At 59.8% G+C, this 15625-nt stretch carries 10 protein-coding genes; 4 read left to right on the forward strand and 6 right to left on the reverse strand.

Annotated features, from left to right (window positions below):
- Positions 1 to 60: 60 nt before the first annotated feature.
- Positions 61 to 882: a flagellin N-terminal helical domain-containing protein gene (locus JN12_RS11645; RefSeq protein ID WP_145022890.1), complete on the reverse strand. Its 822-nt coding sequence runs from the start codon at positions 880 to 882 to the stop codon at positions 61 to 63.
- Between the two features lie 146 nt (positions 883 to 1028).
- On the opposite strand from JN12_RS11645, the gene JN12_RS11650 reads away from it, so the two are divergent.
- The gene (locus JN12_RS11650) at positions 1029 to 2828 is read left to right on the forward strand and encodes an O-linked N-acetylglucosamine transferase, SPINDLY family protein (RefSeq protein ID WP_170241908.1); all 1800 of its coding nucleotides are present in this window, start codon (positions 1029 to 1031) and stop codon (positions 2826 to 2828) included.
- Positions 2825 to 4468: an O-linked N-acetylglucosamine transferase, SPINDLY family protein gene (locus JN12_RS11655; RefSeq protein WP_145022894.1), complete on the forward strand. Its 1644-nt coding sequence runs from the start codon at positions 2825 to 2827 to the stop codon at positions 4466 to 4468. Before JN12_RS11650 ends, JN12_RS11655 begins: the two co-directional genes overlap by 4 nt.
- Here JN12_RS11655 and JN12_RS11660 read toward each other — a convergent pair.
- From JN12_RS11660 to JN12_RS11675, 4 genes are all read right to left on the reverse strand, one after another.
- Positions 4443 to 5471 carry a glycosyltransferase family 4 protein gene (locus tag JN12_RS11660; protein ID WP_246125854.1) on the reverse strand — a complete coding sequence of 343 codons (1029 nt, stop codon included), beginning with the start codon at positions 5469 to 5471 and terminating at the stop codon, positions 4443 to 4445. The genes JN12_RS11655 and JN12_RS11660 overlap by 26 nt on opposite strands.
- A gap of 93 nt (positions 5472 to 5564) precedes the next feature.
- Positions 5565 to 7592, reverse strand: a complete 2028-nt coding sequence (locus JN12_RS11665; protein WP_145022897.1) for a glycosyltransferase family protein — start codon at positions 7590 to 7592, stop codon at positions 5565 to 5567.
- A gap of 129 nt (positions 7593 to 7721) precedes the next feature.
- Positions 7722 to 8351, reverse strand: coding sequence for a class I SAM-dependent methyltransferase (locus tag JN12_RS11670; RefSeq protein WP_145022899.1), 630 nt, complete (start codon positions 8349 to 8351; stop codon positions 7722 to 7724).
- A 16-nt stretch (positions 8352 to 8367) separates the two neighbouring features.
- Positions 8368 to 12384, reverse strand: coding sequence for a tetratricopeptide repeat protein (locus tag JN12_RS11675; protein WP_145022901.1), 4017 nt, complete (start codon positions 12382 to 12384; stop codon positions 8368 to 8370).
- Between the two features lie 109 nt (positions 12385 to 12493).
- Here JN12_RS11675 and JN12_RS11680 point away from each other — a divergent pair, with 109 nt between their 5' ends.
- Together JN12_RS11680 and flaF are read left to right on the forward strand one after the other, a co-directional pair.
- Positions 12494 to 13669 carry a tetratricopeptide repeat protein gene (locus tag JN12_RS11680; RefSeq protein WP_170241909.1) on the forward strand — a complete coding sequence of 392 codons (1176 nt, stop codon included), beginning with the start codon at positions 12494 to 12496 and terminating at the stop codon, positions 13667 to 13669.
- A gap of 88 nt (positions 13670 to 13757) precedes the next feature.
- Entirely contained in the window at positions 13758 to 14141 is a 384-nt protein-coding gene (gene flaF / locus JN12_RS11685) for a flagellar biosynthesis regulator FlaF (RefSeq protein ID WP_145022904.1), read from the forward strand.
- Positions 14142 to 14219: 78 nt separating this feature from the next.
- Here the strand turns inward: flaF and JN12_RS11690 are convergent, their stop codons facing one another.
- Entirely contained in the window at positions 14220 to 15605 is a 1386-nt protein-coding gene (locus JN12_RS11690) for a tetratricopeptide repeat protein (RefSeq protein WP_145022906.1), read from the reverse strand.
- Between the last annotated feature and the right edge of the window lie 20 nt (positions 15606 to 15625).

Consider the following 15625-nt stretch of genomic DNA (forward strand, 5'->3'; position numbering starts at 1 on the left):
GATGCTCGCATCCCCCCATTTATTCAGTGCATCAATTCAGTCCCGAGGACCGATCCGGTGTTAGAAGAGTTTCAGGACTGACTGTGCTGCCTGGGATGCCATGCTCAGGGAGGAAATTCCCAGGTTCTGACGGGTCTGAAGCATCAGCATGTTGGCGCCTTCTTCGTTGGTGTCGGCCAGGGTCAGGTTATCTGCACCAATCTGCAGCGTGTTGATCATGCTGTCGGTGAAGCTCTGACGGGTGGTAACAACACTCAGGTTGGCGGACATGGCTGCCGATTGGGTCCGCAGGGTGGTGAGGGCCGATTCCAGCGAACCGGAAGAGGTGGCAATGTTTGCCGAAGACGTCCAGTTGGTAGAGGAAGTGGTCGCCAGGCTGAGGCCCGAAGCAGTCGCGTTGAAGCCTGTGATGCCAAGGGTGGCTGTTCCGGTACGCTGACCGAATTCGACGGTCTGGGAGCCGGCGGTCAGGAAGTTGGTGCCGCGGTAGCCGGAGTCACTGGCCAACTGGTTGATCTGGGACAGCAGGGTGTTGAAGGTGTTGGCATAGGCCGACTGCTGCACGGTGTCGCTGGATGCGGCAGCCGATGAGGCAACGCCTTGGGCCGACTGGATGAGGGCCGTGATCCCCTTGATGCCTGCGGTGGCGGCGTTCATCATCTGGACGGCCTCGGACATGCCGTCCTTGCGGGTAGAAAGGTCATCCGCTCTGGCCATTGCGTTCTGCGCTGCGAAGAAGTTGGTCGGGTTGTCCAGCGGGGTGTTGACCTTTTTGCCGGTCGAGAGGCGGCCCTGGGTCTGATCTACCAGTTGCTTGGTGTTCTGCAGGGAGAGCAGGTTGTTCCGCATGCCGGATGTGAGAGAGATGTCGCCGATTGCCATGATTTGTTACTCCTTTCTAGGGGTGTTTTTCCCGGTCTTCTACCGGGATTTGGAAATTTTTGCATTTTGAAACTAGTTCTTGAGTTTCTTTTTCGGCCAGCTTGATGCAAACTTTAGCAGAAAATTTTTTTGAGGCGAAATTATTTATGCATCCAGGGAATGGCACTGCAACGTCGGAGCAGATCGAACATCTACTGGCAACAGGTAATCTGTCGGCGGCGGAATCGTTAAGCAGATCCTTGCTGGAAAGAAGGCCCGATGACCTTGAGGCGCTCTTTCTGCTGGGGGTCTGCCTAGCTCGGCGTCTGGAGTGGGAAGGAGCAGCGGACTGTTTTTCACGCGCCTGCCGCTCTGCACCTGCAATCCCGGTGTTATGGAAGAACCTGGGCATTGTCCGTCAGGAGTTGGGTGACACCCGAGGGGCCAGGGACTGTTTCCAGCAGGCCTTGGCAATAGATAGTCGTGACGCCGAATTATGGGTGTCGCTGGCTTCGGTGCACGTTGTCGGTTACGCCTATGATCGAGCGGCGGAGTGCTATCGCCACGCCCTCAAGCTGGGACCCTCCGACCCTGCTGAGATACTGAACTGCTTGGCAACGTTACAGGTCTATCTGGGGGACACAGGGAGAGCGCTGAATACCTTCGAACAGGCGATCAGTCTGGCGCCGACCCATGTGCAACGGTTGCTCTACAGCCAGAATCGTCTCTTAACCTTGCATTATCCGGCTCATGTTGAGCCTGAGACGATCGCACAAGCCCACCGCGTATGGGGTGAGACATTTTTCCAGGGGCCCGCTGCGTGCGGATTTTCTAACGAGCCCCGCCCTGACCGGCGGTTGCGGATTGGCTATGTTTCTCCCGATTTCCGAATGAATGCCGTAAGTTTCTTCATCCAGCCGGTGCTGGCGAACCACGATCCTGCCCGTGTTGAACTGTTCTGCTACGCCAACGTCAAGCAGCCGGACGAGGTGACTCGCCGTCTGCGCGAGGATCTCCGGTTGACCTGGCGTGACATAACCAGCCTGGATGATGTCCAGGCCTGTGCTCTGATACGACAGGATCGTATCGATATCCTGGTGGACCTGACCGGCCATGGCGCCGACAACCGCCTGCCATTGTGTGCGTTACGCCCCGCACCGGTGCAGGTGACCTGGATCGGATATCCGGATACGACCGGCCTTGCGACCATCGACTACCGGATCACCGACGCAATCGCCGATCCTCCCGGCATGACGGAACACCTTCACACCGAGCAACTGCTCAGGCTCCCCGGCTGTTTCCTCTGCTACAATCCCGGGGCCGAGTTTCCCGCTGTAGCACCTCCCTCCTGCGAGGCCAACGATGTTATCACCTTTGGCAGCATGAGTAATTTCAGTAAGATTACCCCTCAGCTTCTCGACATCTGGGCCGATCTCCTGTTGCGTGTTCACGGGTCCCGGCTGGTCCTCCGTTACCGGGGGCAGGAGCGCGAGCGCATTGCACGTGATATGGGGGGGCACTTGGAAAGGAAGGGGGTTGCCGCCGACCGCCTTGAACTGTTGGGGCATGCCAGTTCAGTCGTAGAGCAGCTTGGCGGGTACCAACGGATGGACATTGCATTGGACACATTTCCTTACAACGGCACCACCACTACCTGTGAGGCTCTATGGATGGGGGTGCCCGTGGTGACACTCGCGGGCCGGACTCATGTGTCACGCGTGGGGGCCAGCCTGCTGACAACGGTTGGCCTGCCGCAATTTATCGCGGAGACCCCAGAAGAGTATATCGAAAAATCCGTTGCCCTGGCCATGAACCGTCCACTACAGGCGGCACTGCGCAACCGCTTGCGGGGAATGGTGAGCGCCTCTCCCCTCTGCGATCACAGACGTTTTGCCCGACAGGTGGAGGATGCCTACCGTACGGTCTGGGCCCGCTGGTGTGCAGGGCAGGAAAGGGGCCGCACATGATGCCGGCGACGCATTTCCTGCTGGCCGAGGCGGCGGAATGCCTGGCCGCTGGGCGCCATAACCATGCGCTGATACTGCTGGGCAAGGGGTTCATGATTGACCCGGGAGGGGAGTTTTTTAACCCACTCGCCGATCTTTGCCGTCTGATGGAGCGCTGGGATGACCTGGAGAGGTTCTGCCGGGAGCGGGTGGTTCACTGCCCCGGTGATCCTTGGCCCTGGTATCACCTGGCCGGAGTATCCCTGCAACGGCAACGCTTCCTGAACGCAGTCGGGGAGTTGCGGGAGGCTCTGCGAAGGGGGCCGGCCCATAAGGGGGCCTGGATCGAGCTGGGAAATACCTGGAAGCGACTTGGGGAGATCGGACGGGCCATCGTCTGCTATCGACGGGCAAACGAGTTGGAACCGGCAGATGAAAGGGCTGCGGATAACCGGCTTTTTGCGCTTCTCTTCAGCGATCGCCACTCTGCCGACCTTACGGCCCTGGCCCATAGGGAATGGGGACGCCGCTTCGGTACGGTTCCACCGGTGTCTTTTGTTCCTCCGGCTGACGACGGCAGGATCAGGATCGGATACCTGTCGCCGGACCTGCGGGAACATTCCGTAACCTGTTTTCTGGAGGCACTCCTTCGCCGGCATGACCGGCAACGGTTCGAGGTGACCTGTTACCAGTGTAGCGGGGAGGAGGATCCGGTGACCCGCCGGCTTCAGGGGTATGTCGACCGCTGGCGGAAGATTGACGGCATGGATGATGAAGAGGCTGCCGATCTGATACGGAAGGACGGCATTCAGATTCTGGTGGAGCTGGCGGGGCATACCGCCGGGAACCGGCTGCCGCTCATGGCCCTGCGGCCTGCGCCGGTACAGGCGACCTGGCTGGGGTACCCCCATTCAACCGGTTTGGAAGCCATCGGGTTCCGGATCAGCGACGCGGTGGCAGATCCGCCGGGAGCGGCCGACCAATGGCATACCGAGCGGCTGATACGGCTTCCTGCTCCCTTTTTGTGCTACACCCCTCCCCCTGATGCACCGGCTGCGGCCTTACCGTTGCCGTGCTCAAGGTCCGGAGGGATTACCTTTGCCAGCTTCAACCGGATTGACAAGGCCAGCCCTACGGTGCTGGCTCTTTGGCGGACCGTCCTGGACCTGCTTCCCAACTCCCGGCTGTTGCTGAAGTCGGAAATTTTTGCCGACCCCGAGGCCACGGACAGGTTCGTCAAACGCTCGTCTCTTCCGAAGGAACGGCTCATTATGCTCGGACGGACCCCTGACCGGCACTCTCATCTGACCCTGTACGGTCAGGTCGATATCGCTTTGGATACCTTTCCCTACAACGGCACGACCACTACCTGCGAGGCCCTCTGGATGGGGGTGCCTGTGATTTCTCTTTCCGGAAGGTGCCATGCCTCCCGCGTGGGAAGGACGCTGCTTGAGAGCGTTGGATTGGGCGCCCTGGTCGCTGAAACCGGGGAGAGCTACGTGGAGCTTGCCTGCTCACTGGCCGGAGACCTTCCCCGGCTCTCCATGATGCGTCAGACCCTCCGTTCCACCATGGCGGGTTCTCCGTTGTGCGCCGGGGAACGGTTCGCCGGAAACATGGAAGAGGCATACCGTGCTATGCTGAAGGACCTTTCCGCCTGATCAGGGAGTGGCCTATGGCATGGAAACGCCGGGCCGCCTCAGTCCAGGAGAGGCGGGCCATGTCCGCGACCCCCCGGAGCCCCTTGATCCTCCCCTCACGACGATGCTGATAGGCGTATTCCAATAGTTCCAGCAGTTCGTCAGGATCGGGCTCATACCAGAACCCCTCAGCCGCGTGGCGATAATGACGCGGGGTATAGCGGGTAAGTGCAAATGCGTTGTGCGGGGTTATCACGTCGTTGTGGCCGGTCATATCCGAGGCAATTACCGACCGTCCGCAGGCCATATATTCACACATGACCATATTGTTGCCCCCTTCGCAGCGGTTCGGAAACAGGCCGATATCCGAGGCAAGGTAGATCTCGCGCATCAGGCTGTTATCCCGGGGGGGGTGCATAAGGACCCTGTCCAGCGGGATGCCGTTGGCGGCCAGTGTTTCGGCCAGGATTTCGCTGCACTCCGCTTCGCGATACCGGAAGTTGATGTGGGGTGACAACTCCATGGTGGCCAGAGAAAACGGCCATTGGTTATGCCAGGCGCAGGAAAGCAGCACATCGTCGTGGCGTGCCATGAAGTGCCGCATCGCCGCGATGACAACATCCTGCCCCTTGCGGATCTCGAACTTGCCGCCGGAAAAAACGACAAAGCGATTTTCGTAGCCGCGCTTCGGTCCGGGATAGAATCCGTCACTGTCCACCCCTTGCAGGATGGTGGCGCAATTTCGTACCCCGGCGCCGCGCAGCAAGTACTCGCACCAGCGGGAGCCGGTCACGATCATGTCCCAGCGTTGGCCGGCCGCACGGGCATGCGTCAGTACCGACAGGGCATCCTCGAAAAAGCAGTAGCCGATATTTACCTGGTCCCAGGCATCGGGATCCAACGGCTGGAGATCGTGTCCCTTCATGCAGTGGAGGGTGACCCCTTCCAGGTGGGGAAGCCCGGAAATCTCCCGCGTCAGATATTCTCCCGCGATGCCCCAGCCGTGGGCACGCCCTCTGGGCATGGAAACCTTCATCATGTTCCTTTCGGCAGAACCTTCTGGCTCCGCTCCAGGTTGATCATACTGACTGTGTCGTCCTGGCCATATCGCATGGGGTCAGCGGAGATTCAGCAACTCGATCGAAAGTCCGGACAGATAGCCATCGCTCTGAAAGCCGGCAGGTCCCGACCCTTGCTGCAGGTAGTGGCGGGCGGCTTCCTGTTTGCCGAGGCGGGTCAGCACGAACGCCGCCAGAAGCTGGAGATCCACCCGCTCCGGCGCCAGGGCGACCAGTTGGTGCGCTGCCGTTTCGGTCAACGGATTGTCGGCCTTGAGCATCGAGAGCAGATAATGCCGGGCATAGCCTTCGATGCAGCTGGCAAGGATCGACTCGTTCCGTTCGTTCCGGGTCAGGTCGCGCCACTTGGAAAGGAACAGCAGCCGGTTTCTCTTCAGGATCGCCTGGGGCGATTCGCTGAGTCCCAGGCAGTCGATCTCCCGCCGGGCCGCAATGGAGCCACTCCAGTGGTGAGTATAGGCGGTAGTGGGAACGATCCAGCTCTTCAGCCCCAGCCGTTTGATCTGCAGCCCCAGGTCCCATTCCTCGAAATAGCAGGGGGTGTAGGCCTCTTCGAACTTGAGGCCGCCGGGGCCGAACTGGTCGCGTCGGACGGCAAACAGGAACCCGGAGACGGCATCCACCTGAATGGGGGCGTTGAAGCTCCCTTTGTCGAAATAGAGGTAGTCGCGGGTCAGCCCGAAGTTGAGGAACGAGCCCTGGGGGCCGGTGCAGGCCGCCCGGTCGAGGGTGGCTAGACCATGCTCCAGGGCGTCGGCAGCCCCTGCATCGAGGTGCAGGTCGGCATTCAGGATCATGACGGTCGGGGTTGCTGCCATGCTGATCCCCACGTTCCATGCCCTCGCAACGCCGATATTTTCCGACATGACGGCGTGGCGGGTGATCCGCGGATGCCCCTTCAGGTCATCAGCAACGCCCTGGTTGTTGAAAACAACCAGCACATCGCCCGGCATCCTCTCCAGATCCTGGAGGAGGGTCATGATGTTGAACTCGCTGGCCGGCGAATAATCCAGCACCGGGATGACAAAACTGCGGCTCTGGCTGCTGATGTGGATCCGCGGGGAGAGATTCGGGCCTGACAACGGTCCCACGCCGGCCAGTGAACGCTCCCGCAGTTCCCCCGCAGACAGGGTGTCGTCCCTGGTGCCGCTGACGACCGACAGGAGATCCTCCATCCGGTGCAGATAGGTGTGGGCGTTCTGGACCAGCCTGCAGCCACGTTCGGCGATCAGTTCACTCAGTTCGTCGTTCTCGAGGTAAAAACGGACGGTTTCGATAAGGGTTGCATCATGGTAGCAGGCGTACTCCTCACCGTCCCGGAACAATTCGTCCTGACCGCTGCCGGTTGCCATGTCGGAAAGGAGCATCGACCCTGAGCAGAGCGCCTCGAAGAAGCGCATGTTCAAGTCGTTTCTAACAGAGGTATTGAAGACGATCTTCGAGGCGGCGAACACTTCCGCCATTTCGTGCCAGAAACAGCGTGTCCGGTGGAGGTTGACGCCGGCCTCCAGTTTGTCCAGCAACTGCTGACGCCTGGGATTTAAGACCAGCGAACCGACGAACCCGACGTCGTACCGCTTCTCGCGGGGTTTCCCACCATGTATCTCCGGGTCGCAGGCCAGGGGAAGCCAGAACGAGCGCGGGTTGACCTGGCGGAATAGTGGGATGTATTCCCTTTGGGCCGTGAAGACGTAATCGAACCGTTTCGCCCACTCCAGATGGTGTTCAAGGTTCAGGTGACTGTCGATCAGGTAGCAGGCCTTGGGGCAGCGAAGCGCCGTCAGGTTTTGCGGTTCGTGTCCTCCCACCGACTCGACCCAGATATACAGGTCAGGGTGTTCCGACGGGGCAATATCGGCCAGAACCTTATCCATATCCGGGGTAAACCCGGTCGGCATCATCTGGTCGTACAGCGGAAGCTTCATGTTTTCAAGCTTCCAGGTGGTTAACAGTTCCTCCGGGAACCGGGGCCCGATGGTGGTAACCTGCCCCAGCCGCGCCAGAGCTCTCTCCAGGTAGACCGCAGTGGTTACGGGATAGGCGACGTATGAAAGCCAGATTTTCATAATGACGGACTCTCTGATGGTCTATGTTTTTCCGTAGACCGGGATTGGGTGGGAATTTGGATACAGTCGTTCATTGGCATCCCCTAAATCTACATTGAGTGATTCCCGGTCGAAGTTGAGGATGCACCATTACCTGCACGGCGTGGCAGTGGCATAAAAACCCCAGAATTCGTCTGCTCGGTCGTCGACGGTTTTCATAAAGTAGTCGATGGTGGCAGCAGTCTCAAGCCTGCTTCGTTTCAGCAGGGCTGTCCACATCGTTTTGCCCAACACGCTGTAGTGATTCTGGTTTGATTCGTGTGCGAGGGTATCCGGCGCTGGAACTTCCATGTACAGAATACCTCCGGGGCGCAAGACCCGCCGGAATTCGGTCAGGGTATACAGCGGCATGAAACTGTGCTCGACCACGTGTCTGGCCCATACGAGATCGAACGTGGCATCGTCGAAGTCGAGGAACGACTGATCCATGACCCGGACATCAAAGCCGAGTTGTTGGCAAATATTTGCATCGGTTACGTTTAGTGTGACCCCAATCGGCTTGTAGCCTCGCTCCTGAAATGGTTTCAGTGCAACTCCCTGACCGCAGCCGACATCGAGGATATGGGCCGCGGGCGGCAGCACGAAGTTGTCAAAGAGGACATTCATGGCCCGTGCGATGACGGCGTCATGACCTGGAGAAGGCTGTTCCGGATAGGTTTCGGTAGCGACCTTTTCCAGGAAGGTGAGAAAGCGGGCAATTGAGTGGGGCGAAACATGCATGTGATGACTCCGCTTCTTATATGTTACGTGTCAAGCCGGTCAACGCATCTGCAACCTGTGTTATCAGGTCCTGCCAATCACCGGGAGAGCGCTGACGAAAAAGGCGCATGCCGGGGTACCAGGGGGTATCGTTCCGGTGGAGCCCCCAGCGCCAGTCCGGGGCGAACGGCAGCAGGAGCCGGGTCGCGATCCCCAGTGCCCCTGCCAGGTGTGCTACGGAAGTATCAACGCTGATGACCAGGTCGAGGTTGGATATCAGGGCGGCGGTGTCGCCGAAATCCGCAATTCGGGCGGTAAGGTCGACCAGGCGAAGCGGCGGCAACGGTCCCTGCCGGCTGTCCACCTGCAGCGAATACCAGTCTATGCCCGTCAGGTGCCCCAAGGGGCCCAGCTCTTCCGGTGGACAGGAACGGAACCGGTCGTTGACATGCTCGCTGCGTCCCTTCCAGGCAATTCCCACCCTGATATTTTCCCCCGGAACCATCCGGTTCCGCCAGAGTTCAACCTGCCCCGGGGCGGCCCGCAGGTAGGGAATGGCGGCCGGCACCGTCTCGGGTCTGGTCCGAAAAATCCTCGGAAGGCTCATGAGCGGTACCTGCAGATCCGCGGGCGGGACCGCATCCCCTCTCGCAATCAGTGTGCAGTGGCACGCAAGCGTTCGCATCAGGGGAAGCAGACATTGGTCCTGTACCTCGAAGATGACCGATGCTCCCGCCGCTGTCAAGAACGGAAGATAGCGGCAGAACTGGATGGTGTCGCCATACCCCTGTTCGGCATGGACAATGATCCGTTTCCCGTTGAGGGGCGTTCCGTCCCAGAGGGGGAGCCCGGCGTGCCGCAGGGGAATCGGGGGGATCTTGTCGAAGCGGGACTCATAGTTGCGAAAACCCTCATCGTAATCTTCAAGCAGGAGCTGCAGCAGGGAAAGATTCCAGCGGGCCGTCGGATAACCGTTCCGCAGACGCAGGGCCTGCTGGAAGCAGATGAAGGCGTCGCTTATCTCACCCATCTCCTGGTTCAAGAGCCCCAGGTTCTGCCAGGCCTCGGGATAGGAGGGGGCGAGCTGAACCGCACGCCTGAGGGCCTCCTGTCCTTCCGATGTGGCCCCAGTGCGATGCAGGGCGTTTCCCAGGTTGAGCCAGGATGCGGCGGTGGCATCCCGGTGCCCGGTTGCCGTGCGGAAGCACTCCAGGGCGTCCGTTTCCAATCCTTTTGCCATCAGGTCGTGCCCCTGCCTGGTCAGCAGCTCTTCCCGCAGCGATGCAACGAGGCGTGCTACCAATCCGCTCCAGTCGCCGGGCGTCTCCTGCCGGTAGATGCGCATGGTCGGGTACCAGGGGGAATCCTCCCGCCCGGTCATCCAGCGCCAGTCGCCGGTGGGGGGGAGCATGAGCCAGACCGGCTTCCCCAGTCCCCCTGCCAGATGGGCCACGGCGGTGTCGATGGTGATCACCAGGTCAAGGCAGCTGATTAGTGCGGCGGTGTCGGCAAAGTCATGGATCAGTCCGGTATGGTCCACCAAAGGGAACGGTGGAGCGGGTGCATCGTCGCCAACCTGGAGACGGTACAGCGTTACACCCGGCACACCGGCCAGGGGGGCCAGTAACTCCGGCGGACAGCTGCGCCGGCGATTCCGCCGGGTCTGGCGTCCCCACCAGCAGAGGCCGATACTCAGGCCGGCGTCGGCTGCCACCAGCGGGCGCCAGCGGTCGAACCGCTTCTGGTCCGGCTGAAGGTAAGGAACCGTTGCTGCAACCTTTTCCGCGGATATCCCCAGCATATGGGGGAGTGACATGAGCGGCAGTCGACAATCCACCGGCGGCAAAGGCTCTCCCCGGCAGATGACGGCGGAAATGCCGCTGACATGCACCAAGAGCTGGACCAGGGGCGCGGCCTGGCACTCCAGGACGACCCGCGCCCCACGGGCTGCAAGCATGGGGGCGAAACGGACAAACTGGATCGTGTCGCCGAAGGCCTGCTCGCCGGTCAGCAGGATCGTTCTTCCCTCCGGAGCGTCGCCGGTCCAACGGGGAATTTCGTGATGCGGCTCCTCCACCGGCGAGTGCTTCCGGAAGCGGGATTCGAACTCCTGCCACCCCCGTTGCCATTCCCCTGCCGCCAGGAGCGAGCAGGCCAGGTTCCAATGCCCGTCTTCGTAGCCCGGGGCCAGTTCAAGGAGAGCCACCAGTTCCCGTACAGATTCTTGGGGACGTCCCAGGGTCAACAGTACCGCCCCCAGGTTGTTGCGGGCATGAAGATGCCCCGGATCGAACTCCAGCGCGCGACGGTAGCACTTTTCGGCGGATCGGTCCTCTTCGAGGGATTGATAGACTACTCCCAAAGAGTTCCAGGTGCGGGCCGATTCGGGCCGCAGTTCCAGCGCGTTCCGGAACGAGTCGATGGCATCGCCGAAGCGCTCTTCCGCCTGGAGCAGTTCGCCCAAGGTGTGGTGCAGATCGGCATCCTCCGGTCGGAGCTGCAGGGCTTGCCGAACAAGCTCGTGCGCACCGGCGAGGTCGCCGTGATCCCGGAGGCTGACAGCCAGGTTGTGCCGTGCTTCCACAAGGCCGGGGTCCAGCGTCAGGGAACGGTTCCAGGCCTCACGGGCCTCATCGACGTATCCGAGAGCCGCCAGGCTGTTACCCCTGTTGTAATGGGTCACGGCGATAGCGGGGGCAAACCCGAGGGCTTCGCGGTAGATCTCCAGGGCCTCTTCATGGCGCCCAGCCATCCCCAGGATTGCGCCCCGGTTTGTGAGGGCCTCCCCCGGACATGGGCTGCGCCTGGCAAGCTCCAGTTGAATCAGGTCGATCACCGGTTCCCACGCTCCCGGCCCCGGCTGGCGGAAGAGGCGCATGGAGGGGTACCAGGGGGAATCGTCGCGTTCCAGCAGCCAGCGCCAGTCGGGAACGAACGGAAGCAGCAGCCAGGTCGGCTTGCCCAGACTGCCGGCCAGATGGGCAACCGCCGTATCGATGGTGATCACCATGTCGAGAGATGCCATCAGGGCGGCCGTGTCGTGAAAGTTGCCCAACTGGCCGGTCGGGTCGGTCAGGCGGGGATCGGTCAGCTGGTACGCCGGGGGAGCGTTTGTCTGGAGAGTGACAAAGCTGTGGTCCGGGATATCCAGCAGACGTCGGATCAGTTCGGGTGGACAACTCCGCTTACGATTTATGGAGATGTCCTGGCGGCCGCACCAGCACAGGCCGATCCTGAGGCCGGTGGCTGGCGGCAGAAGCTCCGCCGTCTGCCGGATCAGGGTCTCCTCCGGGGGGGGGATTGACGGAGCCGGGATTGTCGCCAGGGTGGTGCCGAAGAGACGGGGAAGTGACATCATGGGTACTTGGGCGTCCACGCGGGGGATTACCTCCCCACGTGCCAGGCAGGCTGTCAAGCCCGGGATGCGGGAGAGAACGGGCACCAGGCAGGCATCGGTCTCCAGGATGACATGGATGTCGGCTGCTATCAGAAGCGGGAGGTAGCGGCTCATCTGGATAGCATCGCCGAATCCCTGTTCGGTGTGCACCAGAAGTCGCACTCCTCGGGCCAGCGTGCCGTCCCAGGAAGGGATTTCGGGGTGGCGCCGGGGTACCGGATTGACCAGGCAGTCGAAGCGGGCCTCGTAACCTTCCCATCCTTCATGAAGGCGGCCGGACAGCAGTTGCAGGCAGGCCAGGCTGAAGCGGGGGTCGGGCAGACCCGGCCAACGGTCCAGGATGTTCCGATAGAGGTCAATGGCCTCGCCGATCCTCCCCTGCTCCTGGATGACGAGTGCCAGATTCTGGGCCGCCTCGAAAAGTTCGGGCTCGGCGCTGACTGCCTGGCGGTAGAGGAGTTCAGCCTGGTCGTACTCACCTGATTCTTTGAGAATGTTGCCAAGGTTGTAGGCAACACGGGAGAGAAAAGGATACTCGTTCAGTATCGCGCGATATAGTGACGCAGCCTGCGCAACGTCTCCCCCGGCATGGGCATGCATTGCTTTACGCAGCGGTTCTTCCCAAGGTGGAGGGTCGTGGGTGATAAAATGGCTCAACTTTATCCCGTGGTATCCGAAAATTACGTTATGCAACTATACATTCAGCCTGGTAATGTGGCAATATATAGATTGTGTTAATCAAAACCAGGGAAGGAGTGGAAGAGTCATGGAACTTGATTCGACAAACAAGATCTTCGCAGCGCTTTCACTGCAATCCGATCTTCGCGAGAACAGTGCCAATACCGCACTGAATAGCGGCATCACCCTGATGAAGAAGAAGAAATACGATCAGGCCGTCAAGGCGTTCAAGCAGGCGTCGATATACAAGCCGGATATGGTGGAGGCCTATACCTATTTAGGAAAGGCCTATAGCGCCCTTGGAAAGAAAAAGGAAGCAATCGACGCCTATAAGCTTTCCCTGAAGGTCGATAAGACTCAGGACAAGCTTTACACGGACATTGCCAATCTCTACATCGATCAGGGCAAGACTGCCGATGCCATGAAGATACTTACGGATGGGATCAAGCAGAACAAGCTGAATACCCTGGCCTATTATACCCTCGGCCAACTCCAGGCCAAGGCCGGCGACTACAAGTCTGCCGAGATGAACTTCCGGCAGGTCACCAAGCTGGAACCGAAGGACGGTAACGGCTACTACGCCCTGGGAATGGCCTTGAACGGAGAGCAGCGTTACGACGAGGCAATCACCCAGCTGACAAAGGCAATAAGCCTGAAAAAGGACTTTTCCGCTGCTATCTATGAGTTGGGGCGCGCCTACAACGGAGTTGGGAACCAAGACAAACTTCAGGAGCAGATCGACCGCCTGCGCAATATCGGAACCCCAACAGCATTGGGGTTTTCCTCGTCATTGAAGGCCGAGACAGCGAAGCCCAAAATTTACTTCTACAACTCCGTCGACAGTACGCTGCAGCTTTCCCTGGGGCCGATGCAACTCCTGGCTCTCGATCCGGGTTTCATCACTCCGGGAAGCAGGAAGGAGTTTACGGTTGCGTTTAATTTTGACACCGACATGGACCCGTCATCGGTCATGCAGGTTACCAACTGGCAGATCTCCAAGGCACGGGGAGGGACTGCCGGGCTCTATGACAACGGACTCTACAGCCCGAAGGAGGTGGCGGTTCCCGTAGTTCCGAACAGGGTTACCTATGATGCGACCACGCGGGAAGCCAAGGTGACTTTTTCCTTGCAGCAGAACAGTTCGATCGACGGTATCATCGACCCGAAGCACATCGTCTTCAAATTCCTCGGCAAGGATCTGAAGGGGAGGTCCATGGATGAGAGCGGGAACGAGTATAATGGATTCAGCGGGTATCCGTTTTGAAAATATGAGTCTTGATTTTCCTGGTGGAGCGGTTACTATATAAAACCGTCGCGTCAAGAGCCCTTACCAACAAAAGGAGTAGTCAGCAATGCAACAATCCGCGATAAATGCCTATACCACCGTTCAAACGGAAAACCTCTCCGGGAGGGAGCTTGAAGCGCATGTGCTTACCAAGGCCGGTATGAGGCTGAAGCAGGTGGTAGACAACTGGAATGCGCCCGAGCGCGAGGAAAAGCTGACAGAAGCGATTCGCTACAACCAGAAGGTCTGGAGTTTTTTCCAGGCTGAGCTTTCCGATCCGGAAAATCCCCTTCCCAGGAATCTGAAGGAAGATATCCTCAATCTGAGTCTCTTCATCGACAAGCGCCTTTTCGAGGTGCTTGCCTACCCCAGCCCGGAGAAGCTTCAGATTGTCATCGACATCAATTTTAACCTCGCGGCCGGTTTGCGTACCAAACCCGAGGTGAGCTAACCCTGATTCACGCTTCGATGCATTTGAGGACACCCCCTGCCGCAAGAACAGGGGGTGTTTTTTCGCCATATTCCCTCGTCAGCTCTCAAGCGTTTCAACCCCGTCGATTTTTCCCTTCGCCGGAACATTTTTCAACTCTTCCATCACGCGTCCGATCACTCCCTGCCAATCACCTGGTTCCGTTTGCCTGAACAGCCTGACGGTCGGATACCAGGGTGAGTCGTTTCTCCCCAGCATCCAGCGCCAGTCCGGTGCGAAGGGGAGTAAAATAAATGTCCGTTTGCCCATAGCTGCTGCCAGGTGGGCAACTGCGGTGTCGATGCTGATCACGAGATCCAGTTGGGCGATGAGTGCCGCGGTGTCGGCAAAGTCTGAAATGTTGCCGGTGAGATCGATCAGATCCATGCCGGCAGGCGGGTTGGCTGCCTGATCCGCTCCTTCGCCAACCTGCAGGGAATAGATCGAGGCGTTTGCACTGTTCGCAAGGGGGACGAGGTCCGACAGCCGACAGCTGCGGTGCGGGTCGGGACTTTTCCGTCCCGCCCAGACGAACCCGATCCTTGGCCGCTGGTCCGATCCGATCCGGGCCTGCCAGCGGTGCAGTCGTTCCTGTGGAGGGAACAGATAGGGTGTTTGATCAGGGATGGTCTCCGGGGTCGTAGCGAAGAGCTGCGGAAGGCTCATCAGGGGGAGGTGGAAGTCGGCATGCGGCAGCGGCGTTCCAGCCGTAACGACCTGAGTGACCCCTTGGATGGTTTCCAACAGGGGTGCCAGCGGTTGCGGACACTCAACAATCACCGTCCCTCCCCGTAGGGCGACCAGGGGGAGGTAGCGGGCGAACTGGATCGTGTCCCCAAAGGCCTGCTCGGCATGGATCAGGATGGTGCGTCCGTGTAACGGTCTCCCGTCCCACATCTGCGCCGGGAATTCACGCCAACGGGTGGGATACCCTTTCTTCTGCCATCTCCAGCCGAACTCCTCCCATCCCCGCAGATACTCCCCTCGCCTCAGTAGAGCCAGTGCCAGATTCCAATGGGCCTCGGCGCAGGCCGGTACTCGCTTCAGGGCCTCTTCGTAGCATTTCATGGCAGCGTCATACCGTCCCAACTGCTCGAAGGCGGTCCCCATGGTGACGAGTGCCTCCGCGTCTTCCGGCATGAGTGCCAGTGCCCTGGCGTAACTGTCGATTGCCTCCTCGAAGCGGTCCAGGGCAAGGAGCGTGTTGCCGCGATTGTGGTATAGCGCTGCCGATGCGGGTAGAAGATCCATAATCCGCTGGTACACGGCCAGGGCTTCGTCGTAGCGATCCAGGTCATGGAGAACGGCCCCAATGGGGAGTAGAATCTCCGGGTTGTCAGGAGAGCAGTTCAAGGCTCTGGAATAGCATGCCAGTGCCTCGGGCAGATTACCTTCCAGGTGCAACCGGATTCCCTCTGACAGTTCCTGTTTTGCTGGATTGATCATGGTTTTTCCCGATGGCAGAA

It is taken from the genome of Geobacter argillaceus, from assembly GCF_007830735.1.
Taxonomy (GTDB): domain Bacteria; phylum Desulfobacterota; class Desulfuromonadia; order Geobacterales; family DSM-12255; genus Geomobilibacter; species Geomobilibacter argillaceus.

Bases quoted from the DNA above. Each gene is read 5' to 3' on its own strand.
- JN12_RS11645 (WP_145022890.1), bottom strand. From the start codon at position 882: ATGGCAATCGGCGACATCTCTCTCACATCCGGCATGCGGAACAACCTG.
- JN12_RS11650 (WP_170241908.1), top strand. From the start codon at position 1,029: ATGCATCCAGGGAATGGCACTGCAACGTCGGAGCAGATCGAACATCTA.
- JN12_RS11655 (WP_145022894.1), top strand. From the start codon at position 2,825: ATGATGCCGGCGACGCATTTCCTGCTGGCCGAGGCGGCGGAATGCCTG.
- JN12_RS11660 (WP_246125854.1), bottom strand. From the start codon at position 5,471: ATGCCCAGAGGGCGTGCCCACGGCTGGGGCATCGCGGGAGAATATCTG.
- JN12_RS11665 (WP_145022897.1), bottom strand. From the start codon at position 7,592: ATGAAAATCTGGCTTTCATACGTCGCCTATCCCGTAACCACTGCGGTC.
- JN12_RS11670 (WP_145022899.1), bottom strand. From the start codon at position 8,351: ATGCATGTTTCGCCCCACTCAATTGCCCGCTTTCTCACCTTCCTGGAA.
- JN12_RS11680 (WP_170241909.1), top strand. From the start codon at position 12,494: ATGGAACTTGATTCGACAAACAAGATCTTCGCAGCGCTTTCACTGCAA.
- flaF (WP_145022904.1), top strand. From the start codon at position 13,758: ATGCAACAATCCGCGATAAATGCCTATACCACCGTTCAAACGGAAAAC.
- JN12_RS11690 (WP_145022906.1), bottom strand. From the start codon at position 15,605: ATGATCAATCCAGCAAAACAGGAACTGTCAGAGGGAATCCGGTTGCAC.